Origin of the sequence: Streptomyces sp. V4I2, assembly GCF_030817655.1 — a bacterium.
Taxonomy (GTDB): Bacteria; Actinomycetota; Actinomycetes; order Streptomycetales; family Streptomycetaceae; genus Streptomyces; species Streptomyces plumbiresistens.
This window is the reverse complement of sequence record NZ_JAUSZM010000003.1, coordinates 9,157,529-9,184,470: the sequence shown is the minus strand read 5'-3', so window position 1 is coordinate 9,184,470 and position 26,942 is coordinate 9,157,529. Positions and strand designations below refer to the sequence as shown.

At 71.0% G+C, this 26,942-nt stretch carries 20 protein-coding genes and 1 pseudogene; 16 read left to right on the top strand and 5 right to left on the bottom strand.

Annotation, left to right across the window (positions count from 1 at the left end; translation table 11 throughout):
- The first annotated feature begins 59 nt into the window (after positions 1-59).
- The 3 genes from QFZ76_RS42840 to gndA all read left to right on the top strand — a co-directional run bounded on the left by QFZ76_RS42840 (position 60) and on the right by gndA (position 4,086).
- Positions 60-641, top strand: a complete 582-nt coding sequence (locus QFZ76_RS42840) for a toll/interleukin-1 receptor domain-containing protein (RefSeq protein WP_307678734.1) — start codon at positions 60-62, stop codon at positions 639-641.
- Positions 641-2,491: a toll/interleukin-1 receptor domain-containing protein gene (locus QFZ76_RS42835; RefSeq protein ID WP_307678733.1), complete on the top strand. Its 1,851-nt coding sequence runs from the start codon at positions 641-643 to the stop codon at positions 2,489-2,491. The genes QFZ76_RS42840 and QFZ76_RS42835 overlap by 1 nt, the downstream gene beginning before the upstream one ends.
- A 155-nt stretch (positions 2,492-2,646) precedes the next feature.
- Positions 2,647-4,086, top strand: a complete 1,440-nt coding sequence (gndA, locus tag QFZ76_RS42830) for an NADP-dependent phosphogluconate dehydrogenase (RefSeq protein WP_307678732.1) — start codon at positions 2,647-2,649, stop codon at positions 4,084-4,086.
- Positions 4,087-4,672: 586 nt separating this feature from the next.
- On the opposite strand, the gene QFZ76_RS42825 is transcribed toward gndA, so the two are convergent.
- The 5 genes and pseudogenes from QFZ76_RS42825 to QFZ76_RS42805 form a co-directional block, all read right to left on the bottom strand.
- The gene (locus QFZ76_RS42825) at positions 4,673-5,023 is read right to left on the bottom strand and encodes a GNAT family N-acetyltransferase (RefSeq protein WP_307678731.1); all 351 of its coding nucleotides are present in this window, start codon (positions 5,021-5,023) and stop codon (positions 4,673-4,675) included.
- Between the two features lie 39 nt (positions 5,024-5,062).
- On the bottom strand, positions 5,063-5,482 hold the full coding sequence (gene panD, locus QFZ76_RS42820; protein ID WP_307678730.1) for an aspartate 1-decarboxylase: 420 nt from the start codon (positions 5,480-5,482) through the stop codon (positions 5,063-5,065).
- Positions 5,483-5,763: 281 nt separating this feature from the next.
- A pseudogene (locus QFZ76_RS42815) lies at positions 5,764-5,884 on the bottom strand (transposase); the annotation flags it as partial.
- A 247-nt stretch (positions 5,885-6,131) separates the two neighbouring features.
- A complete protein-coding gene (locus QFZ76_RS42810) occupies positions 6,132-7,565 on the bottom strand; it encodes a glycoside hydrolase family 43 protein (protein WP_307678729.1) in 1,434 nt (477 codons plus the stop codon).
- 913 nt (positions 7,566-8,478) lie between these two features.
- Entirely contained in the window at positions 8,479-9,369 is an 891-nt protein-coding gene (locus QFZ76_RS42805; protein WP_307678728.1) for an AfsR/SARP family transcriptional regulator, read from the bottom strand.
- Positions 9,370-9,683: 314 nt separating this feature from the next.
- Between QFZ76_RS42805 and QFZ76_RS42800 the strand changes: the two genes are divergently transcribed.
- The 13 genes from QFZ76_RS42800 (at position 9,684) to QFZ76_RS42740 (ending at position 26,937) form a co-directional block, all read left to right on the top strand.
- Entirely contained in the window at positions 9,684-10,667 is a 984-nt protein-coding gene (locus QFZ76_RS42800; RefSeq protein ID WP_307678727.1) for an AfsA-related hotdog domain-containing protein, read from the top strand.
- Entirely contained in the window at positions 10,664-11,338 is a 675-nt protein-coding gene (locus QFZ76_RS42795; protein WP_307678726.1) for an HAD family phosphatase, read from the top strand. Before QFZ76_RS42800 ends, QFZ76_RS42795 begins: the two co-directional genes overlap by 4 nt.
- A complete protein-coding gene (locus tag QFZ76_RS42790; protein ID WP_307678725.1) occupies positions 11,335-13,020 on the top strand; it encodes an FAD-dependent monooxygenase in 1,686 nt (561 codons plus the stop codon). The genes QFZ76_RS42795 and QFZ76_RS42790 overlap by 4 nt, the downstream gene beginning before the upstream one ends.
- A complete protein-coding gene (locus QFZ76_RS42785; protein WP_307678724.1) occupies positions 13,017-15,332 on the top strand; it encodes an MMPL family transporter in 2,316 nt (771 codons plus the stop codon). The genes QFZ76_RS42790 and QFZ76_RS42785 overlap by 4 nt, the downstream gene beginning before the upstream one ends.
- Positions 15,307-16,425, top strand: a complete 1,119-nt coding sequence (locus tag QFZ76_RS42780) for an NAD-dependent epimerase/dehydratase family protein (protein ID WP_307678723.1) — start codon at positions 15,307-15,309, stop codon at positions 16,423-16,425. Before QFZ76_RS42785 ends, QFZ76_RS42780 begins: the two co-directional genes overlap by 26 nt.
- A 112-nt stretch (positions 16,426-16,537) precedes the next feature.
- Positions 16,538-17,443: an alpha/beta hydrolase gene (locus tag QFZ76_RS42775; protein ID WP_307678722.1), complete on the top strand. Its 906-nt coding sequence runs from the start codon at positions 16,538-16,540 to the stop codon at positions 17,441-17,443.
- 149 nt (positions 17,444-17,592) lie between these two features.
- Positions 17,593-19,794 (top strand): MMPL family transporter, encoded by a 2,202-nt coding sequence (locus tag QFZ76_RS42770; protein ID WP_307678721.1) that lies wholly within the window; start codon positions 17,593-17,595, stop codon positions 19,792-19,794.
- A gap of 25 nt (positions 19,795-19,819) precedes the next feature.
- Positions 19,820-21,163, top strand: a complete 1,344-nt coding sequence (locus QFZ76_RS42765) for a metallophosphoesterase (protein WP_307678720.1) — start codon at positions 19,820-19,822, stop codon at positions 21,161-21,163.
- A 71-nt stretch (positions 21,164-21,234) separates the two neighbouring features.
- On the top strand, positions 21,235-21,429 hold the full coding sequence (locus QFZ76_RS42760) for a hypothetical protein (protein ID WP_307678719.1): 195 nt from the start codon (positions 21,235-21,237) through the stop codon (positions 21,427-21,429).
- Positions 21,430-21,680: 251 nt separating this feature from the next.
- The gene (locus QFZ76_RS42755; protein ID WP_307678718.1) at positions 21,681-22,652 is read left to right on the top strand and encodes an alpha/beta hydrolase; all 972 of its coding nucleotides are present in this window, start codon (positions 21,681-21,683) and stop codon (positions 22,650-22,652) included.
- A 39-nt stretch (positions 22,653-22,691) separates the two neighbouring features.
- A complete protein-coding gene (locus QFZ76_RS42750) occupies positions 22,692-23,408 on the top strand; it encodes an alpha/beta fold hydrolase (protein ID WP_307678717.1) in 717 nt (238 codons plus the stop codon).
- 133 nt (positions 23,409-23,541) lie between these two features.
- Positions 23,542-25,845, top strand: a complete 2,304-nt coding sequence (locus tag QFZ76_RS42745) for a helix-turn-helix domain-containing protein (RefSeq protein ID WP_307678716.1) — start codon at positions 23,542-23,544, stop codon at positions 25,843-25,845.
- A 111-nt stretch (positions 25,846-25,956) separates the two neighbouring features.
- A complete protein-coding gene (locus tag QFZ76_RS42740; RefSeq protein WP_307678715.1) occupies positions 25,957-26,937 on the top strand; it encodes a helix-turn-helix domain-containing protein in 981 nt (326 codons plus the stop codon).
- The last annotated feature ends 5 nt before the right edge of the window (positions 26,938-26,942 follow it).

Sequence of the window (26,942 nt, the reverse complement as noted above, 5' to 3'; positions counted from 1 at the left end):
TTCCACCAGGGGCGGAGTCGTGTTCAGGCAGATTCCTGGACACGGGGAATGGGGCAGCGATGGACTACGAGTTCGACGTGTTCATCAGTTACCGAAGAAGCGCGGGACACGTCAGGGAATGGGTCTGGAATCATTTCTTCCCCATCCTCAAGGGCTGCCTGGAGGACGAGATCGGGAAGGTCGAGATCTTCATCGATCGCCATCTCAACGACAAGATCGGTGTCCCATGGCCCGACGAGCTCGTGGGATCACTGCGCAGGAGTCGGCTGCTGGTTCCCGTCCTGTCCGCTCCGTACTTCCACTCGGAGTGGTGCGCGGCCGAGTGGGGAACGATGGAGGAGCGGGAAAGGCTGACACAACGCCAGGGCCTCATCTTCCCCGTCGTGTTCGCGGACGGTGAGAACTTCCCGGCGGAGGTACACCGCCGACAGCTCGACAACGCGTTCAAGAACTACAGCGTGCCTCATCTCAAGTACCGGGACTCCGAGTCGTACGCGGACTTCCATCAGGAGGTGCAGCGCCTCGCGGGAAACATTCGCCAACGCCTGGAGCAAGTACCCGAGTGGTGTGACGACTGGCCGACCAAGATGCCACCGGTGGCCGAAGCCCGGCCTGCCCCGCTCCCACGGTTCGGTGCCTGATGGAGACCGGTCAGATCGTCACGTTCTACTCGTACAAGGGTGGCGTGGGCCGCAGCTTCGCTCTCGCCAACACGGCGGTGCTGCTGGCTCGTTGGGGTTATCGGGTGCTGTGCGTCGACTGGGATCTCGAGGCGCCGGGACTCTCGTACTTCTTCGACCCTTACCTGGAGTCCTCGCCTCGGACAGGGCTGTTGGAAATGGTCGAGGAGGCCCGCGACGCACCCGTCCGCCCGTCCCTCGCCATGGAGCATCGCACCGCGGTCAGCCTCCCCAAAGGCGTAAGGCTGGATCTGATCCCGGCCGGCAGACAGGACGAGACCTACATTTCCCGCCTTCAGGAAGTCGACTGGGAGAACCTGTACGCCGACCACGATTTCGGGGAGACCCTCGAATCGTGGCGGGCGGAGTGGATGAACCACTACGACGTCGTCCTCGTCGACAGCCGCACCGGCATCACCGACTCCGGAGGTATCTGCACCGCGCAGGTCCCCGACGTGCTCGTCTTCGCCTTCACCGCGAACCAGCAGAACGTGGACGGCGTCCTGGACATCGTCGACCGCGCCATGAAGGCCAGGGACGGTCTCCCCTACGACCGGCCGCGGCTGCTGACCGTGCCGCTGCTGAGCAGGTTCGACGCACAGCCCGAGTACGAACAGGGCGAGACCTGGCGCCGGACGCTGGCCGAGCGGATGGAACCGCGGCTCAGAGACTGGGCTCCGCGGGGAAGCACTGCGGCCGAACTGCTGCAGCGGATCACCATCCCCTACTTCCCGATCTGGTCCTTCGGTGAGTCGCTTCCCGCCCTCACCGAAAGCCATCGCAACCCCGAGCAGGTCACCTACAGCATCGCTTCGCTCGCCGCGCTCCTCGCCCGTCGCCTGGAAGACGGACGTCTGTTGATCGAGAACCGTGACTCCTACGTCGACAGCGCGGTGCAGGCAGCACGGCGGACGTACGAGGCGGACGTCTTCATCAGCTACAGCCGGACGACCCAGAAGCTGGCCCGGGACATCATTCCGTTGCTGAACGAGAACGGTGTGACGACGATGCCGGGGCGGATCGACGGACCGGACGTTCCGCCCTCTCCGGAGATGCGACAGCTATTCATGGACGAGTGCCGCCACTTGGTCATGCTCGCGGACGAACACCCCCCGGTCGAGCAAGAGCAGGACATCATGTATTTTCTGCGCCATTCGGTCAGTTCGGTCACCGAGCGACTCACGCTGCCCGTGGTGACCTCCTCCGAGGCGCTCGCCACGCTGCCCCACGTCGCCCGGACCCTGCAGGCCTTCAATCTGGAGAACGGCACACTGCCCCAAGCCGCTCGTGCCATCGCCGCCCAACTGCACAACGGGCCCGGGCCGGTCGAGTTCAGTGCACCGGGGCACAGTCCTGTCGAGCGCTTCGACGTCTTCGTCTCCTATGCCCACGCAGACCAGGACTGGGCGCTGGCCCTCGCCGAGAACCTCCAGCGACTGGGTCTGCGCGTGTGGGTGGACCAGTGGCACCTCGCCCTTGGCGATCACTGGGCCTCTCGGCTTCAGGACGCTCTGGCCAACTCCGACGTGCTTGTCCCGGTGGTGAGTCCGCACTGGATGCGGTCGACGTCGGCAACGCAGGAGTACACCACGGCGCTGGGCAGGAAACGCGTGGTCACCGTACTGCTGGGTGACACGGACCGCTCTCCGTTCGTCTCCACAGAACCGCAGGTCGACTTCCGCGGGGTGTCCTCGCCCAAGCACTACGTGAGCGAGGTCGAACGTCTGGCCCGGCTCGTGCTCGGCGTGTCCCGCGGTCATCCACTGCCCCGCAGGGGCTCCTTCGTACTGCCGGATTACCTGCTTCACTGAGCCACAAAGGATCCTGACACGTATCTGCGTACGCGCCTCCGGAAAACACCCCGGATGTGCGATCGGTGGGCGGGCGCGTCAGGATGGCCGAGGGGCAGTATTGGGTGCGCACGACCGGCACCACTGATTTCCGGACTTACATGGGAGCCAACCGTATGAGCACTTCAGCCCAGATCGGCGTCACCGGACTCGCGGTCATGGGCCGCAACCTCGCCCGAAACTTCGCGCGCAACGGCTACACGGTCGCTGTGCACAACCGGACGGCGTCGCGTACGCACGCGCTGGTGGAGGAGTTCGGGAGCGAGGGCGACTTCGTTGCGGCCGAGACCGCCAAGGACTTCGTGGCGGCGCTCGAGCGGCCGCGGCGGCTGGTCGTCATGGTGAAGGCCGGGGAGCCGACCGACGCGGTGATCGAGGAGTTCGCCCCGCTCCTGGAGCCCGGCGACATGATCATCGACGGCGGCAACGCGCACTTCGCGGACACCCGGCGCCGGGAGCGCGCACTGCGCGAGCAGGGCATCCACTTCGTCGGCACGGGCGTCTCCGGCGGCGAGGAGGGCGCGCTGCACGGGCCGAGCATCATGCCGGGCGGCTCGAAGGAGTCGTACGACTCGCTCGGTCCGATGCTGGAGAAGATCTCCGCGAAGGCGGCGGACGGGGCGCCGTGCGTGACGCACGTGGGTCCGGACGGCGCCGGGCACTTCGTGAAGATGGTGCACAACGGCATCGAGTACGCCGACATGCAGCTGATCGGCGAGGCGTACCAACTGCTGCGCGACGTCGCCGGATACGAGCCCGCGCAGATCGCCGACATCTTCCGCACGTGGAACACCGGGCGGCTCGACTCCTACCTGATCGAGATCACCGCCGAGGTGCTGTCGCACGTGGACGCGGCGACCGGCAAGCCCTTCGTGGACGTGGTGGTGGACGAGGCCGAGCAGAAGGGCACCGGACGCTGGACCGTCCAGATCGCCCTCGACCTCGGCGTCCCGGTCTCCGGCATCGCGGAGGCGGTCTTCGCCCGCTCGCTCTCCGGGCACGCCGCGCTGCGGCAGGCCTCGCGGGGGCTCGCCGGGCCGAAGGCGTCGCCGCTGAGCGAGTCCGAGGCGGGGGCCTTCGCGGACCGCGTGGAGCAGGCGCTGTACGCCTCGAAGATCGTGTCGTACACGCAGGGCTTCCACGAGATCGCCGCGGGCAGCGAGGAGTACGGCTGGGACATCGACCTCGGTGCCGTTTCCGCGCTCTGGCGGGGCGGCTGCATCATCCGCGCGGCCTTCCTGGACCGGATCCGTGCGGCGTACGACGCCCGGGCCGACCTGCCGAGCCTGCTGTCCGACGAGACGTTCGCGCAGGAGATCGCGGCGGCCCAGGACGACTGGCGTGAGGTCATCATCGCCGCGACCCGCCAGGGCGTCCCGACGCCGGGCTTCGCGGCGGCCCTCGCCTACTACGACGCCCTGCGCGCGGAGCGGCTGCCCGCGGCGCTCACGCAGGGACAGCGGGACTTCTTCGGTGCGCACACCTACCGGCGGACCGACCGGGACGGGTCGTTCCACACGCTGTGGGGCGGGGACCGGTCGGAGGTCTCCGAGTAGGAGACGCGGTACGGAGGTTCGACGAACGGCGTGGGCGGCCCGGTGGCCGTCCACCGCCGTTTTTTTGTGCGTCGGGGCCCTGGGACCGGCGGTGCCGGCTCAGGACAGGGGCGGTCCCGGCTCCGGGTTCGGAACCGGCTCCGGGCCCGGGGGGATCGGGGACGGAGAGGGCTCCGGGGTCGGGTTCGGGGTGGGGCCGGGCGCGGGTGGCGTCGGGGTCGGACCCGGCGGGGGCGGCGTCGGAGTCGGGCCCGGCTGCGGGGGCTGGGGGTCCGGGCCGGGTGTGGGCCCCGGCCCGGGACCCGGCGTGGGGTCCGGGTGGACGGGATCGGGGTACGGGTTGGTCATGGCGTCCTCCGGCCAGTCGGTCGACATCGGCTCTGGACTACTCCCCCGCGTACCCGACGGCAGCGCCACCACTCACCCCGCCGCGTGAAGGGGCTGAGCCGGGTGGGTCTGCGGGCGTGCGCCCCGCGTACGTCCTCGCCGAGGGCGGGACGGCGTCGGCGGTGTCGCGACCGGTCCGGCGAGGACGATCAACCGGAGTGGTCGGACCGCGTCGCTCAGGACCGGCCCGGACGGTCGCTCAGAACCGGCCCGGATGCGCGACCAGCCACTGCTTCGCCGCCCGCAGCAGTTCCGGGGCGGCCGGCGGAGCCTCGTCGGGGTGGCGTTCGGCCCACTTGACGACGTACGGGCACAGCGGGGCGACGACGATGCCCTCGCGCTTCGCCGTGGCGTACAGCTCACGGGCCAGGGAGCCCGCGATGCCCTTCCCCTCGTGGGCCGGTTCGACGATCGTGTGGACCGGGACGAGCGCGCCCTCGGGCGACTCAAGGACGAAGTACTCGATGTGGCCGACCACTTCACCCGAACCGCCGCCGATCGCCTCCAGGCGGCCCGCCGCCCGGTCGTCGCGGATCTCGATGTCGCTCATGGGCACGCTCCTGGTCCGAAGATCGTCGAAAGTCGGGGGTCAGACCACCACGGCCTGCGGGCTGCGCTCCTGGTCCGAGCCCGGCACCGGCTCGGACGGGTCGGCCCCCAGGGCCACGACGCGGTTGTCGCGGTCCACGTGCACGACCCGGGGTTCGAGTGCCCGCGCCTCGGCGTCGGTCACCTGAGCGTAACTGATGATGATCGCCAGATCGCCGGGGTGGACGAGGTGGGCGGCCGCTCCGTTGATCCCGACGACACCCGACCCGCGCTCGCCCTCGATGACGTACGTCTCGAGCCGGGCGCCGTTGGTGATGTCGACGATGTGCACGAGTTCGCCGGGCAGCAGGTCGGCGGCGTCGAGCAGGTCGGCGTCGATGGTCACCGATCCCACGTAGTGCAGGTCGGCCTGGGTGACGGTGGCGCGATGGATCTTGGACTTGAACATGGTGCGCAGCATCGAGATACTCCCGAAAAGTAGGCTCCCTGCCTGCGTTTTTGCAGGTCAAGGGCTATTTCCACACCTTACAGCGAGTCGCATGGTCGCTGACATTTCTGACGGTTCATCAGATGTTGGGAGGGGCACCCGGGGTCATCCTCACGCCCCCGGGGTGTCCCTCACGAACGGCCACGAACAGCGTACGCAGCGGCCCCCCGAAGACCCTCGTGACGATCGCCACAGCAGGGCTCGACCATCCGACCGTGTGCGGGTCGAAGCGCAGGCGAGTCTGCACGATCTGGTCAGGGCGGCGTTGGCCTGCCGGTCGCCGCCACGGTTGAGGCGACGGTCCTGCCGGCTGCCCGAGGAACGCCCGACAGGGCTGACCCCGCACAGCGCGGCGAAGGACGCCTCACTGCCCAGGCCTGTATCTGCTCGCCGAGCTGCCCGATTCGCTGGGCCAGCAGACACAGGGTGATGCGGGTGGCCTGCAGTACCGCGTCTTCACCGTCCTCGTCCGACCGCCGGACAATAACGAGAGGTCTTCACCGTCGCTCGCTCTCGCTTACGAAACCACTCGTGGGTGGGATGCCGGCGCCGGCCCGGTCAGCTGAGCGGGCGGCAGTTGAGAGGTCGCCGTGCAGGCGCCGGCATCCTTGTTCTGCGCGGGTCAGCTCGTCACACGGAAGGTGGCGTCGCTGCGCGCCGTCGCGGTGGTGATCGGTTCGAGCTTGAGTTGGTACGCGTAGTGGCGGATGTACCGGTCGGGGTAGTTGTAGGACTGGAACGACGACCATGTCGCGTCGGCGAGTCCGGCGACCTGGCGGAAGGTGGCGTCCTGGGCGAACGCGGTGGTGCCGTCGTTGTAGGCGAGCTGGAAGTCGAATGCGGAATGCCGCAGGAAGTACCCGGGGAAGTTCACCGACTCGAAGGAGACGGTGCCGGTACCCGCCAGGCCGGTCCGCAGCCGGAACTGGGAGTCGTCGACGGGGCTGACGTTCGGGTCGATGCGCACGTCGAAGTTGGTGTGCCGCACGTACCGGTCCTGGAAATTGAACGACTGGAGCCGGTTGACCGCGGTGTTGGGCCAGCGTGCGAGCACGCGGCTCTCCTCGGCGGCCGTCATGTTCAGGATCCAGCCGTGGCGCTTCTTGGTGCCGCCCATGTTGTAGCTCGTCGATGCCTGCTTCTGGTAGGCGGCGGGGTTGGACGGGTCAGTCGTCAGGACCGGCATGTACCCGCCGCCCGTGGCGTACTGGTCCAGGTAGAGGGCCCACTTGTTGCTGCCGTTGAACTTCATCCACATCGGGCCCTCGACCTGGGAGCCGGTGAGGCCGATGCCGGAGAGGTTGCCGAGGTTGGTCCACGTCCCCAGGATCGAGTTGCTGCCTTCGAGCGTGATCTGGCCGTCGCCGGAGGCCCGCACGTAGCGGTAGTTGCCGACGCCGGACGGCGTCTCGATGATCTGGGTGTCGATGATGCCCTGGGTGCCGGCGCGGTCGATGTAGAGCTGGGGGGTGGTGATGCTGCGGAAGTCGGTGGTGCGGGCGTAGTAGATGCGGTGCTTCAGCACGCCGTTGAGGGTGGCGTTCGTCGCCCAGTACAGGACGTAGTCGTTGGTCTCCGGGTTCCAGATCGCCTCGGGCGCCCACGCGTTGCGGCCGTCGGGGATCGCCCCGGCGACGTTGAGCAGCCGCGGCTGCGACCAGGTGGCCAGGTCCGTGGACTCCCACACCACGAGGTTGCGGCTGGCATCGGTCTGGGAAGAGCTCCACGTCTGCCCGCAGCCGATGCACAGGTCGGTCGCGATGATCCAGTACTTGCTCCCGTCGGGGGATCTCACCAGTGCGGGGTCACGCACCCCCCTCGTACCGACCGTGGAGCGCAGGACCATGCCGCCGCCGTTGAGGTCGTTCCAGTTCACGCCGTCCGTGCTGTGCGAGAGGTACATCTGCTGATTGGTCGACCCCTCCCCCGTGAAGTGCACCATCAGGTAGCCCGGATCAGCGGCGGCGGCCCGCTCGGGTGTGGTCAAGGCTTGGGAGGTGAAGAGTAGGCAGGCGGCGACCAATATCGCCGCCAGCCGGCCGAGGAGCCTGGCCATGTGCGTCTCCTGTCGTACTACGGGTTCCATGATCGGGGGAGGTGGGTTCGAAGGGGCAGCTCGCGGTCGCTGTGCTGCGGGACAGCAGCTGCTGTCGCGTGACGCGAAACGTCGCGTGGGGCCGGTCAACAGGCGAGGGGCCAGAGTGATCGCCTGAGCGTGGCAGCGACCGGGGACAGCGCAGCGGCGGGCTGGGTGACGAGTGGAGCAAGCAGGGCCGGCAGAGGAGCCACGACAGTGGACCAGTAACAGGTGCGGTACACGGGCTGTCCCCTTTGACGGCCATCGGGTTCGATATGTCGAACGCTGTGCGTAACTTCGACAGGAAGATAGGTTTCGGCCAAGAGCACGTCAATGGAACTGGCCACTTTGCTGCCGAATATTCTGTGGTCGCATGAAGCGCCACGACGCTCGGGCCTGGAAAGGGCCCTGTTCGCCCTTCGCCCGAGCTCAGGAAGTGTGCCGACCATCCTCGAGCCCACCTCTGGGTGGCACCTTCGATCCGTTGGCCGTCGCCCGGTTGCCGACCGTCGATGGCGAGTCCGTTGGAGCGGTGGACGACGGGTCCCTCTCAACCAGCCGCGAGACACCGACCGGGGCATAGCAGTCGGGCGTGAGCTGCGCGGTCGTCATCGTTCCCGCCCCGGCGCTACTGACACGACCCGGGCGGCCCGTCGTAGGCGTGCAGCCCTTCGAAGCGCTGGCTGTTGATCGACTGTCGAACACGGAGACACTCGGACGGCGCCGGGAGCCCGACGGCCACCTCGACGCAGTTGCCGCCCTCCTGCTTGCACTGCACACGGCGGTGTTCACCCGCGTCGCCCCGTCCCGCGCCCCCGCGGTCCGCACCCGCCGCCCTGCTGTGACCCGCCGCCCTGCCGTGACCGCTGCCCGGCGCCGGGACCGTGGTGTGTCAGGTGAGCTGGTCGGTGCGCAGGGTGGGCAGGATCGTGCCGAGGCGGGGCAGGGTCGTCTGCTGGAGGGCCGGCAGGACCATCAGCTCCGAGTCCTGCAGGAGGAGCTGGGCATGGAGTGCGCGCAGGCTCGGGCCCGGTTCGGCGCCCATCTCCGCGATGCTGCGGGCGCGGTGGTCGGAGTACAGCTTCAGGGCCTCGTTGCCTCGGTCCGAGCGGTAGAGGGCCAGCATCAGCAGCCAGACGAAGCGTTCGCGCAGCGGGTACTTGTCCACCGCGTAGTGCAGGTACGGGACGGCGTTGCGGTGTCTGCCCAGCTCCAGTTCGAGCTCCGCGCGTACCTCCATGTCGGAGAGGAAGCGCTCCTGGCGGTACAGCCGTTCGCGCTGGAGCATCGGGCCCTCCAGGCCCTCGGCGAGCGGTCCGGTGGACATGACGCGGGCTCGCTCCAGCAGTTCCGCCGCCTTGAGGATCTCGCCCTCGCGGGCGGCGCTGATCCCGGCCGACGCCAGCCCTTCGTACGCGTAGAGATCGACGTACGCGTTCGCGGTGTCCAGGCGGTAGCCGCCCCCCGACCACTCCAGGGCTATGCCCTCCTCAGGAGAGGCTTCCGCCGCGAACAGGCCACGGAGGCTGGAGACGGACTTCTGGATCAGGTTCTTGGCGTAGGCCGGGTAGTCCTCACCCCAGAGCGCCTCGATCAGCTGATCGATCCCGGTTTCCATACCGCGCCTCAGTAACAGCATGGCCAGCAGGGCGCGTTGCTTGGGCGGGCCCAGCTCCAGTGGGCTGTCGGCGTGTGTCACCTGCAGCGTGCCGAAGAGGCGGAAATGCCAAGGTGACTCGTCTCTTGGTTCGTAGCCGACCTCACGCAACAGCACGCCAGACATGTGCAACCCCCCGGTCAATCAAAGCCATGTGACAGCAGAACGGTAGGCACTGCAAGCGCTTTCTGCCAGCCGGTAAGCGGCCGGAAGATGGCTCAAAGTCTGCCCGTGACGGGCCCGGAACAGGGAACACTCTGACCCAGTCCTCACCGCGGCACGTACATACGGGGCTCGCCGGGGCCCTCGTCCACGCGCCGGTCATGCCGACCAGGGCCGTCAGCGTTTCGTCCAGTCCTTCGTCCAGCCTTTCGTCCAGGGCTTGTTCCAACCCCCTCCTGCAAGGTGATCCCGTTCTCACTCACCTGCCAGGAGGATCGATGACGGGCCCAGCACCGCAGGACCAGCTCCGTTCCGCCCTCAGATACGACAGCACGGTGCCCCGCGCCACGGTCCACCGTGCGGCCATTGCCGAGGTCTTCCTCACCGACGCGCGACCGGTGCCGGACCAGCCGGAGACATACGAGGTGGCGGCACAGCTGCCACGCGCGCACATCATGGGTGAGCAGTCCGAGAACCACGACTTCCTCCTGCTGGTGGAGGTCCTTCGCCAGGGTGGGCTGTTTCTCGCCCACATCTACGAGAAGGTCGGCCTCGACGAGGCCTTCATCTTCCGTGACCTGCAGATACAGATGCTCGACCTGTCCGCCGTCCGGACGGGCAACCGGCCGGCCCGAGTCGTCTGCTCGTTCGCGGTGATCCCGCAGCGCAAGCGGAACGGCCGTGTCCAGGCGATCGACTTCTCCGGCGTCCTGACCGTGGAGGGCAAGGACGCGCTGCGTTTCAGCGGCGGGCTGGCCTTCTTCAACCGCAAGGTCTACGACGCGCTGCGGGTCCGCCGTCGCGCCTCCCTCGCCGGGGTGCTCGGCATGCTGCCCGTGCACGTGGCCGCCGATCCCGCCGCGGTGGGACGCCGGCACGCGTACAACGTGGTGATCACCCAGCCGGTCGTGACGGGGCCGAGCACGCTGACCGCCACCGTGCTGTCCGACACGTCCCACCCTCACCTGTTCGACCACCAGCTCGACCACATCCCCGGCAACCTCCTGATGGAAGCGGCCCGGCAGCTGGCGGCGGCGTCGGTGTCGTCGCTGCACTCCATCTCCGCGCACGGGCTGCGAGTGACGGCGCTGGACGTCCGTTTCCAGGAGTTCGCCGAGCTCGACCTGCGTGCCGAGGCCCGCGCCCGGGTCGAGCAGTTCCGGCTGGACGAGTCGCTCGGCACCCTCGTCGTTCCGGTCACGGTCGACATCGTGCAGCAGGACAGCATCGCGGCCTCGTTCCGTCTGGAGGTGGCGCAGTGACCACCACGCCCATCACCACCGTCGTGGTCGATTACGGCGGTGTCCTCACCAATCCCCTGGAGGAGACGTTCGCGGCCTTCGCGTCGGCCGTCGGGGTTCCGGTGGCGGACCTGCGGGACGCCTTCGCGAAGGCCACCGCCCGCCACGGCCGCAGCCCGATGGCCGACCTGGAGACGGGCCGGTGCACGGAGTCGGAGATGGTCGAGCGCGTTCTCGTGGAACTGCCGGACGGCAGGGGCCAAGGCCTGCTCGACGGACGGGACTTCGCGGAGCTGTGGTTCAGCGCCCGGACCGTCAACGAGCCGATGGTCTCCTTCGTGCGCTCCCTGCGCCAGAACGGCTACCGCACCGCTCTGCTCACCAACAACGTCGCCGAATGGGGACCGCGCTGGCGGGCCCAGCTCCCCGTGGACGAACTCTTCGACCTCGTCGTCGACTCGTCGGCCGAGGGCGTGCGCAAACCCGACCCCGAGATCTACCGCCGACTGCTGGAGCGGCTGCCCGCGGCGTCGCACGAGTGCCTCTTTCTCGACGACCTCGAGGAGAACTGCTCCACCGCCTCGGACCTCGGCATGTTCGCCGTGCCCTTCACCACCACCGACGAAGCGATCGACCACATCTTCGCCATGCTGCGCTCTCGCGGGACCCATCCAGTCAGGAAACCGGTATGAGTAACCAGGAACCCGTGCTGATCGCGGGAGCAGGCCCGACCGGGCTGACGCTGGCGTGCACCCTCCTCCAGCACGGCGTGGAGTGCCGGGTGATCGACCGCAGGGGCGGACCGGCCAGCGAGCCGAAGGCCCTGATCCTGTGGAGCGGCGCGCTGGAGGTGCTGCGCCGCATCGACGTGGCCGACTGCCTGACCAAACGCGCGCTGCCGCTCGCCGGGGCGTCCTACTGGTCCAACGGCAAGCGCGCCGGCCAGGTGCGGTTCGGTTCGCTGGCCGGCACGGCCTTCCCCCGCCCGCTGTGCGTACCGCAGTCCATCACCGAGGCCTCGCTGTACTCGCGGCTGCGCAAGCTCGGCGGCGACGTCGAGTGGAACACCACCCTCGTCGGCGTCGAGCTCACCGGCGGCGCCACGGCTTCCGTCTCGGCGACCCTCTCGGCGCCTGGTTCCACCCCGTTCTCCTCGATGTCACCGCGCTGGCTGGTGGGGGCGGACGGCTCGCACAGCAAGGTGCGCGAGGCGGCGGGAATCGCCTTCGAGGGCAGCACGTACGCCCGTGACTTCCTGCTGGGCGACGGAGAGATCAGCGGGGACCTGCCCAAGGACGAGGCGCAGTACCACCTGACTCCCGAGGGTGTCCTGGTGGTCGTGCCGCTGCCCGGCGGCGGGCACCGGATCTTCTTCGACCGGGACGCCACCGGTGAGGTGTCGCCGCTGTCCGACGACGACCTCCAGGCGCTGCTGACGGCCCGTGGTCCCGACGGCTGGAAGATCCGGCGCACCAGCTGGCGGAGCACGTTCCGGGTGCACACCAAGGTGGCGAGCGCTTTCAGGTCCGGCCCGCTCTTCCTGGCGGGTGACGCCGCGCACTGTCACAGCCCGGCCGGCGGGCAGGGCCTCAACACCGGCGTGCAGGACGCCTTCAACCTGGGGTGGAAGCTGGCGGCCGTACAGCACGGCGCGGACCCGGCGCTGCTCGACAGCTACGAGGTGGAGCGGCGCCCCGCGGCGCTGCGGGCGCTGCGCAACTCGGACCGGCAGACGCAGCTGTGGATGCTGCGCGCCGGACCGAAGCGGGTACTGCGCGACACAGCGCTGAGGCTGGCGTCGGCATCGGGTGCTCTCGACCGCAAGATGGTGCCCGAACTCGCGCAGCTGGACCCGGGCCTGGAGTCGAGCCCCGCGGTGCCGGGCCGGCTCTCGGCGGGCGGCGCAGCCGGGGAGGCCGGCGCCCGCGTCGACAAGAAGTCCACGCTGCGGCCTGGTGGGCGGCTGCCCGACGCCGGCTGGCATCCGCTCTCCGGCACGTCCACGTGGTCGCTGCACGAACTGCTGGCGGCCGGCCGGCACACGCTGCTGGTCGTCGCGGCCGGAGCCGGTTCCGCGGATGCCGAGCGCACCGCTCAGGAGACGGCCGACATGGTGGGCCGCTCGCCGGTGGCCGACCAGGCGGACGTGGTGTTGGTGACCGGTCTGCGGCCCGCTGGCGTCTGGGACGACTCGGTGCCGGTCGCCCGGGTCGTCGAGACGGGTCAGTCGCTCGTCTCCCTGGCCGCGCAGGGCCCCGTGGTGATCTACGTCCGGCCCGACGGCGCGGTCGGCGCCTGGTCCTCCCACCACGACCTGACGGCGCTGGCGTCGGGCGTGTCGGTGCTCACCGCTCCCGCGGGGCGTGCGGCATGAGGCAGGAGCCGCCCGGGCGCGCGTCCTTCGGGCTGCGTTCGCTCGGTGCCCGGATCGCGCACCGGCCATGGCTGTTCCTGCTGGCGGCCGTCGTCCTGATCCTCGACGCCGTCGTCCTCGGCGCGGACCTGACCGGGCGGCTCAGCAACGGCGGCACCACGGACCCCGGTTCGGAGTCCACCCGGGTCCAGCGTGTGCTGGAGGAGCACTACCCGGAGATGCAGCCGAACGTCGTACTGCTGGTGTCCGTGCCCTCCGGGGCGCAGGTCGACGACCGGAAGCCGGCCGCACAGGGTGTGCGGCTCGCCGAGCGGCTGGCCTTCGAGACCTCGGTGACCGGGGTCCTGTCCTACTGGCAGACCGGACTGGAGGAGCTGCGCTCCCGTGACGGCGGGCAGGCGCTGATCGCCGCGCGGATCGACGGCGGTGACGACCGGGCCAGGGCCGAACTGGAGCGGCTGGCACCGGACTACCGGGGCCGTCAGGGCGATCTGACCGTACGGGTCTCGGGCGCGCTCGCCGTGCAGAACGAGATCGAGAGCACCGTGGCGGAGGATCTCACCCGCTCGGAGCTGATCGCCCTGCCGCTGACCCTGATCGTCCTGGTATGGGTGTTCGGCGGCCTGGTCGCCGCGCTGCTGCCCGTCCTGGTGGGTCTGGCCACGGTTCTCGGCACGGGCGCCCTGCTGCGCATCGTGACGGGGTTCACCGAGGTGTCGGTGTTCGCCCAGAACCTCACCACGGCGCTCGGGCTCGGGCTGGCGATCGACTACGCGTTGCTGATCGTGCGCAGGTTCCGCGAGGAGCTGGGCACGGGTGCCGATCCCGGGACGTCCGTGGTACGCACCCTGCGCACGGCCGGCCGTACCGTGCTGTTCTCCGCGCTGACGGTGGCGGTGGCGCTCGCCTCGATGCTGCTCTTCCCGCTGTACTTCCTGCGCTCCCTGGCCTACGCGGGCATCAGCGTGGTGCTGGTGGCCGCGCTCACCGCGCTCACCGTGCTGCCCGCCGTCCTGGTGCTGCTGGGCCACCGGGTGGACGCACTGAGGGTGCGCCGGCGCCGTACGGCCGAGCGTCCCGCCGCGTCGGCGGGACGGCTGACGAAGGCGGTGATGCGGCGTGCGCCGCAGGTCACCGTGGTGGTGACCGGTCTGCTGCTCCTGCTCGGACTGCCCTTCCTGGGCGCCCGCTTCGGCACAGCCGACGACCGCCAGCTGCCCGAGACGAGTGAGGCACGGGCCGTCCTGGAGGTCCTGCGGGACGACTTCGACGACTCGCCCGAGGGGGCAGTCCCCGTCCTGCTGACCACCGGCACCGCCTCCCGCGCCGAGGCCCGGGCCGTCGTGGGACGGCTGGCGGCCGAGCTGTCCGGCCTCGACGGCGTCACGCGCGTCGAGTCGTCGGCGGGCACCTACCGTGACGGAGGCCGGTCGGAGGTGCCCTCGCCCGCGGACGCGTCGCGCCGGCAGGCCGGTCACGACCTGCTGACCGTGGTCGCCGACGACGACACGTCCGCCACCTCCGCCCCGCACCAGCGGCTGGTGGAGGAGCTGCGCGCGGCCTCCGAGTCCGCGGGAGCGTCCGTGGGCGGGCCGGCCGCCGCCCTGGTGGACAGCAAGGCCGCCATCGGCCGCGGCCTGCTGCCCGCCCTCGGCTTCGTGCTGATCGCCACGCTGCTCGTCGTCTTCCTGCTGACCGGCAGCGCGGTGCTGCCGCTGGTGGTCGTCGGGCTGAACGCCCTGAGCCTGACGGCCATGTTCGGAGCGGTGGTGTGGGTGTTCCAGGACGGCCATCTGTCCGGGCTGCTCGGCTTCACCGCGACCGGCGACGTGGAGACGACGCTTCCGGTGCTGATGTTCTGCGTCGCCTTCGGCCTGTCGATGGACTACGGCGTCTTCCTGATCGCCCGGATGAAGGAGGAGTTCGACCGCGGCGGCGACCACCGCGCGGCCGTGGCGCACGCGATGCGGACCACCGGCGGACTGATCACCGCGGCCGCCGTGGTCCTGAGCGTGGTGTTCGTGTCCATCGGCCTGTCGCGGATCACCAACACGAAAATGCTCGGCTTCGGCATCGCCCTCGCCGTGCTGGTCGACGCCCTGGTGGTGCGGACCCTGCTGGTCCCCGCCGTGATGCGGCTGCTCGGACCCCGCGCCTGGTGGGCGCCTGAACCACTGCTGAAGGTGCACCGCCGCTTCGGCCTGCGCGAGGAGCCGGCCGCGGACCTTGCCCACCCGTCCGCCGTCCCCGACCCCGCTGACCCCGAATCCCGTGAAAGGACGAAGAATGAGCGACACGTCGCCTCCCGGTGACCCCAGGGGAGCGGGGGACTCCACCGGACTGCGCAGAGTGCTCGTCACCGGAGCCACCGGCCTGCTCGGCAACGCCGTCGTGGAACAGCTCCTGGCCGGCGGCACCGAGGTGACGGCGGTGGTACGCAACGCCGACCGCGCTCGCGAGCTGCTGCCGGACCACTTCGCGCTGCGGCTGGTCACCGGTGACGTCACCGACGTCCGGACGTACGCCGACGCCCTGCGCGGCATGGACGCCGTGATCCACACGGCCGCGTACTTCCGTGAGTACTACCAGCCGGGCCACGACCTGGAGTTGCTCTACCGCACCAACGTGGCCGCGGTGGAGGAGCTGCTGAAAGCGGCGTCGGACGCCTCGGTGCCGACGGTGGTACACACCAGCTCCATCGCCGTGCTCGGTGGCGGCGACGTCCGGTCACCGGGCGACGAGGGCACCCCCAACGGGGCGCCCACGCAGGACAACCACTACCGCGCCAGCAAGATCCGGGCCGAGCGGGCGATCCGCGGCGTCGAGGACGCCCTGCGCGAGCGGTACGGCGCGCGGTACGGACTCAGGGTGCCCCTCGTCCTGCCGGGCTGGATGTGGGGGCCCGGTGACGCGGGCCCCACCTCTGCGGGACGGCTCTTCCTGGCCGTCGCGCACGGCGCCGTCAAGGCGCTGCCCGCGGCGGGCAACCACGTGGTGGACGCCCGTGACGTGGCCGCCGTCTGCGTCGCCGCCGCGGAGCGGGGCGACGCCGGGCACCGCTACATCGCGGGCGGCTCCTGGTACCCGCTGCACGAGATCTGCTCCGCCGTCGTCCGGGCGACCGGCACCGGGACGGTGCCCCGCAGGCTTCCCGCCCCCGCGGCCATGCCGCTCGCCTCCCTCATGGAGTGGCAGGCGAAGGCGCGCGGAAAGGAGCCCGTCGCCACCCGCACCGGTATGCGGGTCCTGCTGGAGGGCGACCGCCGCAGGGTCTCGTCCGCCCGGGCGATACGGGAGTTGGACATCGCCTTCCGTCCGCTGGATCAGACCATCGCCGATCAGGCCGCGTGGCACCGCGCCCGCCGGCAGCTGCCCGCCGTGGCACAAGGGACGAGGATCGCATGAGCATCATCAGGCGGACGGCCGTGCTGGCCGCGTCGCTGGCCCTGCTGGCCAGCCCGCGCGCAACACCAACCGCAGCAAGACCGGTTGCCGCACGGGCGGCACAACCCACCGGGTGAGCGGGCACCTGACCGCGCCCGCGTCGGTGCTGTCGGGCTCGAAGCGGGCGATCACGTTCTACCAGCACGGCATCGCGTCCGGGGAGTGGTACTGGCGCCTGGACGTGCCCGGCTACCACTACGCCGAGGAACTGGCCGAGCGCGGGCATGCCTCGCTCACCATCGACCGTCTCGGCTACGGCGCGAGCGACCGCCCCGACGGCCTCGACACCTGCATCGGCGCCGAGGCCGACATCGCCCACCAGATCGTGCGGCAACTGCGTTCCGGCACGTACGGCCTGGACGCGGCGGCGGCCACCGACCCCGCGGCCGTCAAGGGCGACCCGCCGGCCTTCGACACCGTGACGCTGGCCGGGCAGTCCAACGGCGGCCAGGTCGTACAGATCGAGGCGTACTCGTTCGGCGAGATCGACGGCCTGATGATCATGGACTGGTCGGACCGGGGCCTGACCCCCGAGGCCAACACCCGCTTCTTCAGTGCCCTGCAGACCTGCATGGCCGGCGGCCAGCCGAGCCGGAAGGCCGGCGACCCGAGCGGCTACGCCTACTACGACCTGGGCGCCGACCAGTTCCGGCGAGGGAACTTCCACGACACCGAGGAGCGGGTCGTGGACGCCGCCACCCCGCACCAGAACCGCCACCCCTGCGGTGACATGACCTCCCAGCTCGACGGCGTCTTCACGGACCTCGAACACATCGGGTCGATCGAGGTGCCCGTGCTCCTGGTCTACGGGGACGACGACGCCCGCGTCACGGGCGGCGCCGCCCACCAGCGCCTGTTCACCGGGGCCGACACCGAACTCGTCGACATCCCCGGGGCCGGCCACTACGCCACCATGGCCCGCTCCGCGCCCCGCACCTTCGACCGGATCGCGCGCTGGCTCGACGCCCGCGGTCTGTGACCGGATCCCTCACTCACAAGCCCCCGTCACCCCCACCCACCCGGAGACCGAGAATGCCGACCACACATCAACCGGCGAGCCCACACGCCGCGCAGACCCCGCCGGCCTTACGACGATGGGGCCGGGTCACCGCGACCAGGTCCCGGCTGGTGATCTGGACGAGTGTCGTCCTCACCGTCCTGGGACTGGTGCTCGCCGCGGGCGCCATGGACCGCCTGGTCCTCAGCCGCTTCGAGAGCCCCGGCTCCGAGTCGCTGACCACCAGGGCACAGCTGGAGAAGGAGTTCGGCGAGGGCACGCCCAGCGTGCTGCTCATGGTGACCGCCGAGCGGGGCACCGTGGACGACCCGGCGGTGGCCGCCGAGGGCCGCAAGCTGGAGAAGGAACTGGCGGCGCAGGACGGGGTGGCCGAGGTCTCCTCCTACTGGTCGCGAGGGGCCTCGCCCGCCATGCGCGGCACCGACGGCAAGCAGGCCCTGATCATCGCCCGCATGTCCGGCACGGTCACCGAGGCCCGTACCAACCTCGGGGAGTTCTCCCCCGAGTTCAGCCGGGACACCGCGCTGGTGAAGGTCCGGGTCGGCGGCGGGGACGAGGTCTTCCGGCAGGCTGCCGAGCAGTCCCGGAAGGACTTCCTGCGGGCCGAGATGATCGTGTTCCCGCTGGTGCTGCTGCTGTTGTTCGCCATCTACCGCCGGTTCTCGGCCGCCCTGCTGACACTGGGCATGGGCCTGTTCTCGGTGATCGCCACGCTGGCGCTGCTGCGGGGCGTCACGTACTTCACCGACGTGTCGACGTTCGCCGCCAACCTGGCCCTGGTGATGGGCATCGGACTGGGCGTCGACTACAGCCTGTTCGTCATCAACCGGTTCCGTGAGGAGCTGCGGGCCGGGCGGTCCGTCGCCGAGGCCGTCGAGCACGCGGTCGGCAGCGCCGGCCGCACGGTCGCGTTCAGCGGGCTCACCGTCCTGGTGTCCCTGTCGTGCCTGCTGCTCTTCCCGTTCCCGTTCCTGCGTTCCTTCGCGTACGCCGGTGTCGCCACCGTCCTGACGTCGGTGTTCGCCGCGCTCGTCATCCTGCCGGCGTCGCTGGCCCGCCTGGGCCACCGGGTCGTCCGCAAGAACGCCGCCGCCCGCTCGGACAACGGCTGGTGGCACGCCACGGCCCTGCGGATGATGCGCCGGCCGCTGCTGTGGGGCATCCCGGCCCTGGTCGTGCTCCTCGGTCTGGCGGCGCCGACCCTGGGCCTGACGTTCGGCGTGCCGGACGAGCGGGTGCTGCCCGAGACCACCTCCAGCAGGGTCGTCCAGCAGGACGTCCGCGACAACTTCGCGGGTGAGGAGATGGACGCCATCCAGGTGCTGCGCACCGGCCAGCCGGGCACCGCCGCGGGCGAGGCCTCGATCGACGCCACAGCGGCCGCGCTGTCCCGGATCGCCGACGTCCAGCAGGTCGACGCGCTCACCGGTTCGTACGCCGAGGGCCGGAAGATCTCCGGGGCGAACGCCGCCTCCGACAGGTTCGCCCACGACAAGGACACCTGGTACTCGGTCGTCGCCACCCACCACGGCCTGGACCGGGACATCGACCGGGTGCTCTCCGAGATCCGGACCACCGCCGGCGAGGGCGCGTCCGCCGACGCCGAGGTGCGGATCGGCGGTTACCCCGCCGAACTCAAGGACTTCCGCACCGAGTTGACCGACCGGCTGCCACTGGTGTTCGGGCTGATCCTCGGGGTCACCTTCGTGATCCTGTTCCTGATGACCGGCAGCGTGCTGCTGCCCGCGAAGGCCATGGTGCTCAACACCCTCAGCATGGGCGTGATGTTCGGCGCACTGGTGTGGGTCTTCCAGGACGGCCACCTGTCCGGCCTGCTGGGCTTCACCCCGAGCGGCTCGATCGAGCCCAGCATCCCCATCCTGATGTTCTGCACCGCCTTCGGCCTCTCGATGGACTACGAGGTCTTCATGCTGTCGCGCATCAAGGAGGAGTACGACCGCACCGGTGACAACGTCAGCGCGGTGGCCGTCGGCCTGGAGCGCAGTGGCCCGCTGATCACCTCCGCGGCGGTCATCCTGGCGGCCTCGTTCGCGACGTACGCCTCGTCGGGCATCGTCTTCCTCAAGATGCTGGGCCTGGGCATGGTCGTGGTGATCCTGGTGGACGCGACGCTGATCAGGGCGGTGCTCGTCCCGGTCTTCATGCGGCTGGCCGGCAACGCCAACTGGTGGGCGCCCGCGCCGTTGCGCGCGTTGCACGACCGGTTCGGTATCTCCGAGTCGGAGCCCGTCGAGGCGAGCGGCCCGCGCGCCTCGACCGCGACTGTCGGCGCGCCCGCCGGCCGTTCCTGATCCACCGAGTTCCCGAGGAGAGACGATGCTGGGAATCGGAATGTGGGTGCTCATGCTGGCCGGCTCCGGCCTGCTCCACATCTACCTGTGGAGGCGTCTGGTCCGTGACACGACCAGGCCCGCGACCCTCGGTCGGCGGCTGGGGACGGCAGCGGTGGTGGTCTCGGCGCTGCTCGCACCCGGAACCAGGATCGTCACTCCGATGCTGGACCCGTCGCAGGACGGCGGCGGGCGCTGGCTCGCCTGGCCGGGCTACACCCTGATCGGGGTGCTGCTCTACCTGCTGCTGGCGCTCGCCGTGCTGGAGGTGCCGCGGGTCCTCGTGCTGCGCCGCCTGCGGCGCACCGAGCGGCGGACGGCGCCCCGGTCCGCCGAGGCGCAGCCGGTGACCGCCGCAGTGGCCGGCGTCCCGGTCACGGCGGGTGCTCCCTCGGCCGGGGCCGCGGCGGCCCCGGTGGCCGACGGGGACGGGGCGGCGACCGGCCCCGAGGACGCCTCGGGGCCCCGTCCCCCGGCGGACGGCCCGATGATGGGCCGGCGGCTCCTGATCGGACGGGCGGTCGGCGCTCTCGCGGGTGCGACCGCGCTCGGCACCGTCGGTCACGGAATGTCGGTGGCGCTCGGCGACCCGCGGATCAAGCGGGTTCCGATCCCCCTGTCCAAGGTGAACGCGCGGCTGGCGGGTCTGCGCATCGCCGTCGTCAGCGAACTGCACCTCGGTCCGATGCTCGGGCGGTCGCACACCGAGCGCGTCGTCCGGATGGTCAACGGGCTCCAGGCCGACCTGGTGGCGATCGTCGGTGACCTCGCCGACGGCACCGCCGCCCAGCTGGGACCGGCGACGAGGCCGCTGCGGCACCTGGAGTCGCGGTACGGCAGCTTCTTCGTCACGGGCAATCACGAGTACCTCTACGACGGCGTGAAGGACTGGCTGGACGAGATGCGCGCCGTCGACGTCCAGCCGCTGGTGAACGAGCGCGTCGAGATCCGGCACAACGGCGCCTTCCTCGACCTGGCGGGCGTGGAGGACCTGGCCGGAGAGGAGACCGGCCGTGGCCCCGACCTGGAGGGCGCCCTGAGCGGACGGGACACCTCGCGCCCTGTCGTGCTCCTCGCCCACCAGCCGGTGTTCGCCGAGGAGGCCGCCCGCCACGGCGTCGACCTCCAGTTGTCCGGGCACACCCACGGCGGTCAGATGTTCCCGCTCACCGCCGTGACGGCGATGTCCGGTCCGGTCACCGCCGGGCTCGGCAGCGTGGACGACACGACCCTCTACGTCACGAGCGGCGCCGGCTTCTTCGGCCCACCGGTCCGGGTCGGCGCCCCCGCGGACATCTCCCTGCTCGAACTCCGCCCGCAGAACGGGTGACCAGGGCTGCCCGCCGGCCGGTCACCAGCGTTCCACGACAGCTCCAGCAGCCGACGAGACAGGAGAGCCCCATGCGCGGCCCGACCACCCACCCGGAAGCCGGCACCGCCCCAGACCTGCCGCGGACCGACGACACCGCACGCCCCGACCCCGAGGCGTCCCACGAGCCCGTCCCCCACCGGCATGCGGCCCTCCACAATCCCCTCACCCACATCCTCGGCATCTTCGTCGGGGCGAACCCACGCCACACCGGGCTCCGGCCCTGACCTGACCTCATCCGCCGGCGCATCCGGCAGTGCAGGGCACTCGGCTTGTCGGGCAAGCCGTCCGCGAAGCGCGAAGGGACGCCCGCGTCGAGGGCTCGTGTTTGCGGTCTGGCCCACACCGCCGTGCGCTGTGGGGTCGGCGCCGGTGCGCTCCTGGGCAAGGCAGGTCGGCCGCGCGGACCTAGCGTGCGGAGCGAGGAACCCGCGGTGGATGAAACCGCGGTCGACGCACCACACTTCAGGAGAGCCACATGTCCGACGCCGTCGAGCCGGTCCAGCCGGTCCTGGAGCCGGCGGCCGCCGCGTTCGTCGAGGCCACCGCGAACCCGCCCTACCTCTTCGACCTGGCGCCCGCCGAGGGTCGCAAGGCCGTCGACGAGGTGCAGTCCGGCGAGATCGAGAAGCCGGAGATCGACGAGGAGTGGGTCACCGTCGAGGGCGGTCCGACGGGCAGTGTCCGGGCCCGCATCGTCAAGCCGGCGGGCGCCGAGGGCACCCTGCCGGTGATCCTGTACATCCACGGCGCGGGCTGGGTGTTCGGCAACGCCCACACCCACGACCGCCTGGTGCGTGAACTCGCCGTGGGCGCGAACGCCGCGGTGGTCTTCCCCGAGTACGACCTCTCCCCCGAGGCCCGCTACCCGGTCGCGATCGAGCAGAACTACGCGGTCGCCCAGTGGGTCGTGCAGCACGGCGCGTCCAAGGACCTGGACGCCACCCGCATCGCGGTCGCCGGTGACTCGGTCGGCGGCAACATGACCGCCGCGCTGACGCTGATGGCCAAGGAGCGCGGCGATGTCCCGCTGGTGCAGCAGGTGCTGTTCTACCCGGTCACCGACGCCGCCTTCGACACCGGCTCCTACCACCAGTTCGCCACCGGCTACTTCCTGCGCCGCGACGGCATGCAGTGGTTCTGGGACCAGTACACGACCGACGAGGCACAGCGCGCCGAGATCACCGCCTCCCCGCTGCGGGCCACCACCGAGCAGCTCACCGGACTGCCCCCGGCCCTGGTCATCACCGGCGAGGCCGACGTCCTGCGCGACGAGGGCGAGGCCTACGCCAACAAGCTGCGCCAGGCCGGCGTCCCGGTCACCGCGGTCCGCTACCAGGGCATCATCCACGACTTCGTGATGCTCAACGCGCTGCGCGAGACGCACGCCGCCGAGGCCGCGATCTCGATGGCCGTCGGCACCCTGCGCACCGCGCTCCACGGCCACTGAGACAGCTGGCCACTGAGACATCCAGAGGGAGAACCCAACATGTCCCGCACCCCCACCGTCCTTCTCGTGCACGGCGCCTTCGCGGACGCCGGCAGCTGGTCCGGCGTCATCGCCGAACTGCAGAACCACGGCATCCCCGTGATCGCGCCGCCCAACCCGCTGCGCGGCCTGGCGTCCGACGCCGCGTACGTCGCGGCCGTGGCCGCCCAGATCGACGGCCCGGTCGTGCTCGTCGGCCACTCCTACGGGGGTGCGCTCATCACCGTGGCCGGCACCGCGGAGAACGTGGTCGGCCTGGTCTACGTCGCGGCCTACGTCCTCGAAGAGGGCGAGAGCCTCGGCGAGTTGCAGGGCCGCTTCCCGCTCTCGCCGCTCGTCAGCAACCTCAAGGAGTGGACGTACCCGGTCGAGGGGGCGAAGTCCGCGGTCGAGGTCAGCATCAAGGCCGAGGCCTACCCGGAGATCTTCGCCGCGGACGTCCCGGCCGCCGTCACCAAGGTCCTCGCGGCGGCCCAGCGTCCGCTGGCGGCGGCCGCGTTCGAGGAGAGCGCCGCCGCGGCCGCGTGGAAGACGAAGCCGTCCTGGGCGCTCGTCGCCGGCTCGGACCAGGCGATCAACCCCGAGGTGGAGCGCTTCGGCGCCAAGCGGGCCGGGGCCACGATCGTCGAACTCGAAGGCGCCTCGCACGCCGTCGCCGTGTCCCGGCCGAAGGAGGTCGCCGACCTGATCCGCGAGGCGGTAGAGGCGACGAGCTGACGCGGACGGCTCCCGCCGGCCGTCGCCTGCCGTGCGCACCGCTCGCTTACCTCCAGCACACGGCACCCCCATAGAATCCTCGTGATCATGTCCGGGCGTTCCGCTCGCGCATGGTGTGCACGAGGGGGGCGGGGTGGCCGAGGAGAGCGCGGCGTTCGGGGCACTGCTGCGGGAGCTGCGGCTCGCCGCGTCGTTGACGCTGGAAGGCCTGGCCGAGGCCTCGGGTGTCAGTGTGCGGGGCATCGGGGATCTGGAGCGCGGTCGCCGGGCGGCCCCGCAGCGCCGTACGGTGGCCGCCCTCGCCGACGGCCTGGGCCTGGCCGAACCGGCCCGCGAACGGCTTCTGGCCGCCGCCAGGGCCGGGCGCAGTCCCGGCTACAGCCCCGTCGGCGTACAGGCCTTCCCGCGCGGCATCGACGACTTCGTGGGCCGGGAACGGGAGTTGGTGCGGCTGAGGGAGCTGGCCGAGGAGGCGGGCATGGCCGAAGCGTCCCCGGCCGGGACCGCACCCGAGCCCTCCGTCTCCGCACCCCGCCCGCCCGTCGTCGCCGCCGTGTCCGGTCCGCCGGGAACCGGCAAGACCACCCTCGCGCTGCACACCGCCCGGAAGCTGACCGACCGCTTCCCGGACGGGCAGCTGATGGTGGAGCTGCGGGGGATGGACGACGTTCCGCCCGAGCCGCTCGAGCTGATGCTGGGCGTGCTCAAGGCCCTCGGTGTGGCCGACCGGGACCTGGCGAAGGCCGGGCCGCAGGGGCATCCCGGGCTGTACCGGCAGGTGCTGGCCGACCGGCGGTGTCTGCTGGTGCTGGACAACGCCCGTGACGAGGCGCAGGTCCGCCCGCTGCTGCCCGGCGGCGGCGCGGGGATGGTGCTGGTGACCAGCCGGCGGATGCTCACCGGGCTGGAGAGCGTGCACCGGCTGCCGCTCGGGGAGCTGAGCGCGGAGGAGGCAGCCGTGTTCCTGACCGCTCTGGTGGGCGAGGAGCGGGCCGCGGCGGATCCGGCCGCACTGGCCGAGGTCGCCGAGCGGTGCGCGCATCTGCCGCTGGCGCTGCGGGTGGCCGGCAACTGGCTGGCCACCCGCACCGGTTGGAGCGTGCGCCGGCTGGCCGACCGTCTCGCCGTCGAGGAACGCCGCCTGGACGCGCTGACGGCCGGGGACCTGCGGGTGTCGGCCGCCTTCGACCTGTCCTACCGCCAGCTCACCCCCACGGCGGCCCGGCTGTTCCGGCGCCTGGCCCTGGTGGACGGCCCGGACGTCGGTGCGGCCTGTGCGGCCCGGTTGACCGGGCAGCAGCTGTTCGACGCCGAGGACACCTTGGAGGAACTGGTCGAGGCCGGTCTGCTGGGTACGCAAGGGGACCGTTACCGCCTCCATGACCTGCTGTGCCTGTTCGCCCGCGCCCGGCTGGCAGCGGAGGAGAGCGCCGAGGACGCGGCGCGGGCCCGCGCGGAGATGGACGGGTGGCTGCTCAGGACCGCGATCGTGGCCGGCCGCTGGTACGAGCCCGGCCACGGCGCCCCGCCGCCGACCTGGCAGGGCACCGTCGACCTGTCGACCGCCGGAAAAGCCAGGGAGTGGCTGCAGGCCGAGGGCACCAACTGGCTGGCCGCGCTGCGCCGGGCCGCCGCCGCGGGCGAGCACGCCACCGTGGTGGAGGTGGCCGAGGCCCTGCACTGGTTCTCCGACCAGTGGATCTTCTGGGGTCACTGGCCCGAGGTCTTCGGTACCGCTGCTCTTTCCGCCCAGGCGCTCGGCGATCCGGTCGTGGAGGCCACCCAGCTCAATTACCACGCCTGGGCGCTGCTCCTGTGCGAGGGCCGCCACCACGACAGTCTCGCGCGCTCCGCCGAGGCACTCGCCGCCGCTCGGCGCGCCGACGATCCGGCCCAGCAGGCATGGGCCCACTTCTACACGGGCTGGGCCCTTCGATGGCTCGGCGACTACGTGCCCGCCGCCGACCACAACCACGAGGCCGCCCGGCTGTTCGAAGCCGTCGGAGACCTGCACGGCACCGTGCAGGCCATGAGCGGACACGGCAGCGTCCTGCTGGAGGCGGGCCGGGCCGAGGAGACCATCGCCTCCAACCTGCGCACGCTTGCCTTCCTCGACCAGGCCGGAGACCGCCTCGAACCGCACATCGCCCTTTTCACCCGGTTCAACATGCACAGCGGCACGGGCCGCGCCTACGCCCTCATGAAGCGCTGGGCGGAGGCCGTCGAGCACTTGCAGACGTCCGTCGGACTCAGCCACGACAGCGGCAACACCGGCCTCGAGAGCCGCGCTCTGGCCCACCTCGGCAACACCCTGCTCGCCGCCGGCCGCGAGGCGGAGGCGCAGGACGCGTTCACCCGCTGCCTCGCCCTCGGCGCGGGCGCGGACCCCGGGGCCGTCGCCGAGGCCCACGAACAGCTGGCCTCCCGCGACACCTGAACGACGGCGGTACTCCCACCGTGTTTCTGCCTGTGTTCTGCCTGGAGCCCGCGTCATGCCCCTGATTGGCTGCTGTTGATCCACAGCACAGGCAAGAAGGGGGAGAGCCGGTTGAGCCCGGTACTGACGACCGCGTCGGTTCCCGACGGGGACAAGGTCACCTACTGGCGCGACGCGCTGGGACGAGCGCTCGTCCCCATGACCGTCGCCCCGCACGGCACCGGGCCGTTCCACGGCCGGATCACGACCAGCCTCCTCGGCCATCTGCGGGTGTCCACCATCGAGGCGGACGCCCAGCGGATCAGCCGTACACCGTCACTCGTCGCGCGTTCCCCAGAGGCGTTCCTGGCCGTCGGCATCCAGGTGTCGAGCACGGCGACCCTCACCCAGGACGGCCGCAGGGCCCAGGTGCGCGAGGGCGACCTCCTGGTCTACGACACGACACGGCCGTACGCCCTCGACCACCCGGCGCGGTTCACCACCCATGTCTTCCTTCTCCCCCGCCGGGCACTGGGCGTGCCGGACGCCGACCTCCGCCGGATCACCGGCACCGCCATCGGCACCTCGGACGGCTTCGGCACCGTGCTGCTGCCCTTCCTGGCCTCGCTGGCGACCTCGGCCCACTCCTTCTCACCGGCCGTCGCGGGCAGGCTGGCCGGCAGTGTCGTCGACCTGGTCGCCACCCTGCTGGCCGAGCGAACCCGTCAGTCCGGCACGCACCAGGACGACACACGCGCCCACCTGGTGCTGCGCGTCCGCGACCACATCGACCGGAACCTCGGCGATCCGGCCCTGTCGCCCGAGGCCATCGCGGGGGCGCACCGGATCTCCGTCCGGTACCTGCACCGGCTCTTCGAGGGCGAGGGCGTCACCATCGGACGGCTGGTGCAGCAGCGCCGCCTGGAGGAGTGCGCCCGCGAACTGGCCCGCCGCGGCCGGAGGAACGCCACCGTGTCGGCCGTGGCCCGGCGTTGGGGCTTTGTCAGCCCCACTCACTTCAGCCGGGCCTTCCGCACGGCGTACGGCGTCTCCCCGAGCGAGTGGCGCGATCCGCGCACCCACGAGATGTCCGGGGCCGACCCCGGCACCTGAGCCGT

Bases quoted from the DNA above. Each gene is read 5' to 3' on its own strand.
- QFZ76_RS42840 (WP_307678734.1), top strand. From the start codon at position 60: ATGGACTACGAGTTCGACGTGTTCATCAGTTACCGAAGAAGCGCGGGA.
- QFZ76_RS42835 (WP_307678733.1), top strand. From the start codon at position 641: ATGGAGACCGGTCAGATCGTCACGTTCTACTCGTACAAGGGTGGCGTG.
- gndA (WP_307678732.1), top strand. From the start codon at position 2,647: ATGAGCACTTCAGCCCAGATCGGCGTCACCGGACTCGCGGTCATGGGC.
- QFZ76_RS42825 (WP_307678731.1), bottom strand. From the start codon at position 5,023: ATGAGCGACATCGAGATCCGCGACGACCGGGCGGCGGGCCGCCTGGAG.
- panD (WP_307678730.1), bottom strand. From the start codon at position 5,482: ATGCTGCGCACCATGTTCAAGTCCAAGATCCATCGCGCCACCGTCACC.
- QFZ76_RS42810 (WP_307678729.1), bottom strand. From the start codon at position 7,565: ATGGCCAGGCTCCTCGGCCGGCTGGCGGCGATATTGGTCGCCGCCTGC.
- QFZ76_RS42805 (WP_307678728.1), bottom strand. From the start codon at position 9,369: ATGTCTGGCGTGCTGTTGCGTGAGGTCGGCTACGAACCAAGAGACGAG.
- QFZ76_RS42800 (WP_307678727.1), top strand. From the start codon at position 9,684: ATGACGGGCCCAGCACCGCAGGACCAGCTCCGTTCCGCCCTCAGATAC.
- QFZ76_RS42790 (WP_307678725.1), top strand. From the start codon at position 11,335: ATGAGTAACCAGGAACCCGTGCTGATCGCGGGAGCAGGCCCGACCGGG.
- QFZ76_RS42785 (WP_307678724.1), top strand. From the start codon at position 13,017: ATGAGGCAGGAGCCGCCCGGGCGCGCGTCCTTCGGGCTGCGTTCGCTC.
- QFZ76_RS42780 (WP_307678723.1), top strand. From the start codon at position 15,307: ATGAGCGACACGTCGCCTCCCGGTGACCCCAGGGGAGCGGGGGACTCC.
- QFZ76_RS42765 (WP_307678720.1), top strand. From the start codon at position 19,820: ATGCTGGGAATCGGAATGTGGGTGCTCATGCTGGCCGGCTCCGGCCTG.
- QFZ76_RS42760 (WP_307678719.1), top strand. From the start codon at position 21,235: ATGCGCGGCCCGACCACCCACCCGGAAGCCGGCACCGCCCCAGACCTG.
- QFZ76_RS42755 (WP_307678718.1), top strand. From the start codon at position 21,681: ATGTCCGACGCCGTCGAGCCGGTCCAGCCGGTCCTGGAGCCGGCGGCC.
- QFZ76_RS42750 (WP_307678717.1), top strand. From the start codon at position 22,692: ATGTCCCGCACCCCCACCGTCCTTCTCGTGCACGGCGCCTTCGCGGAC.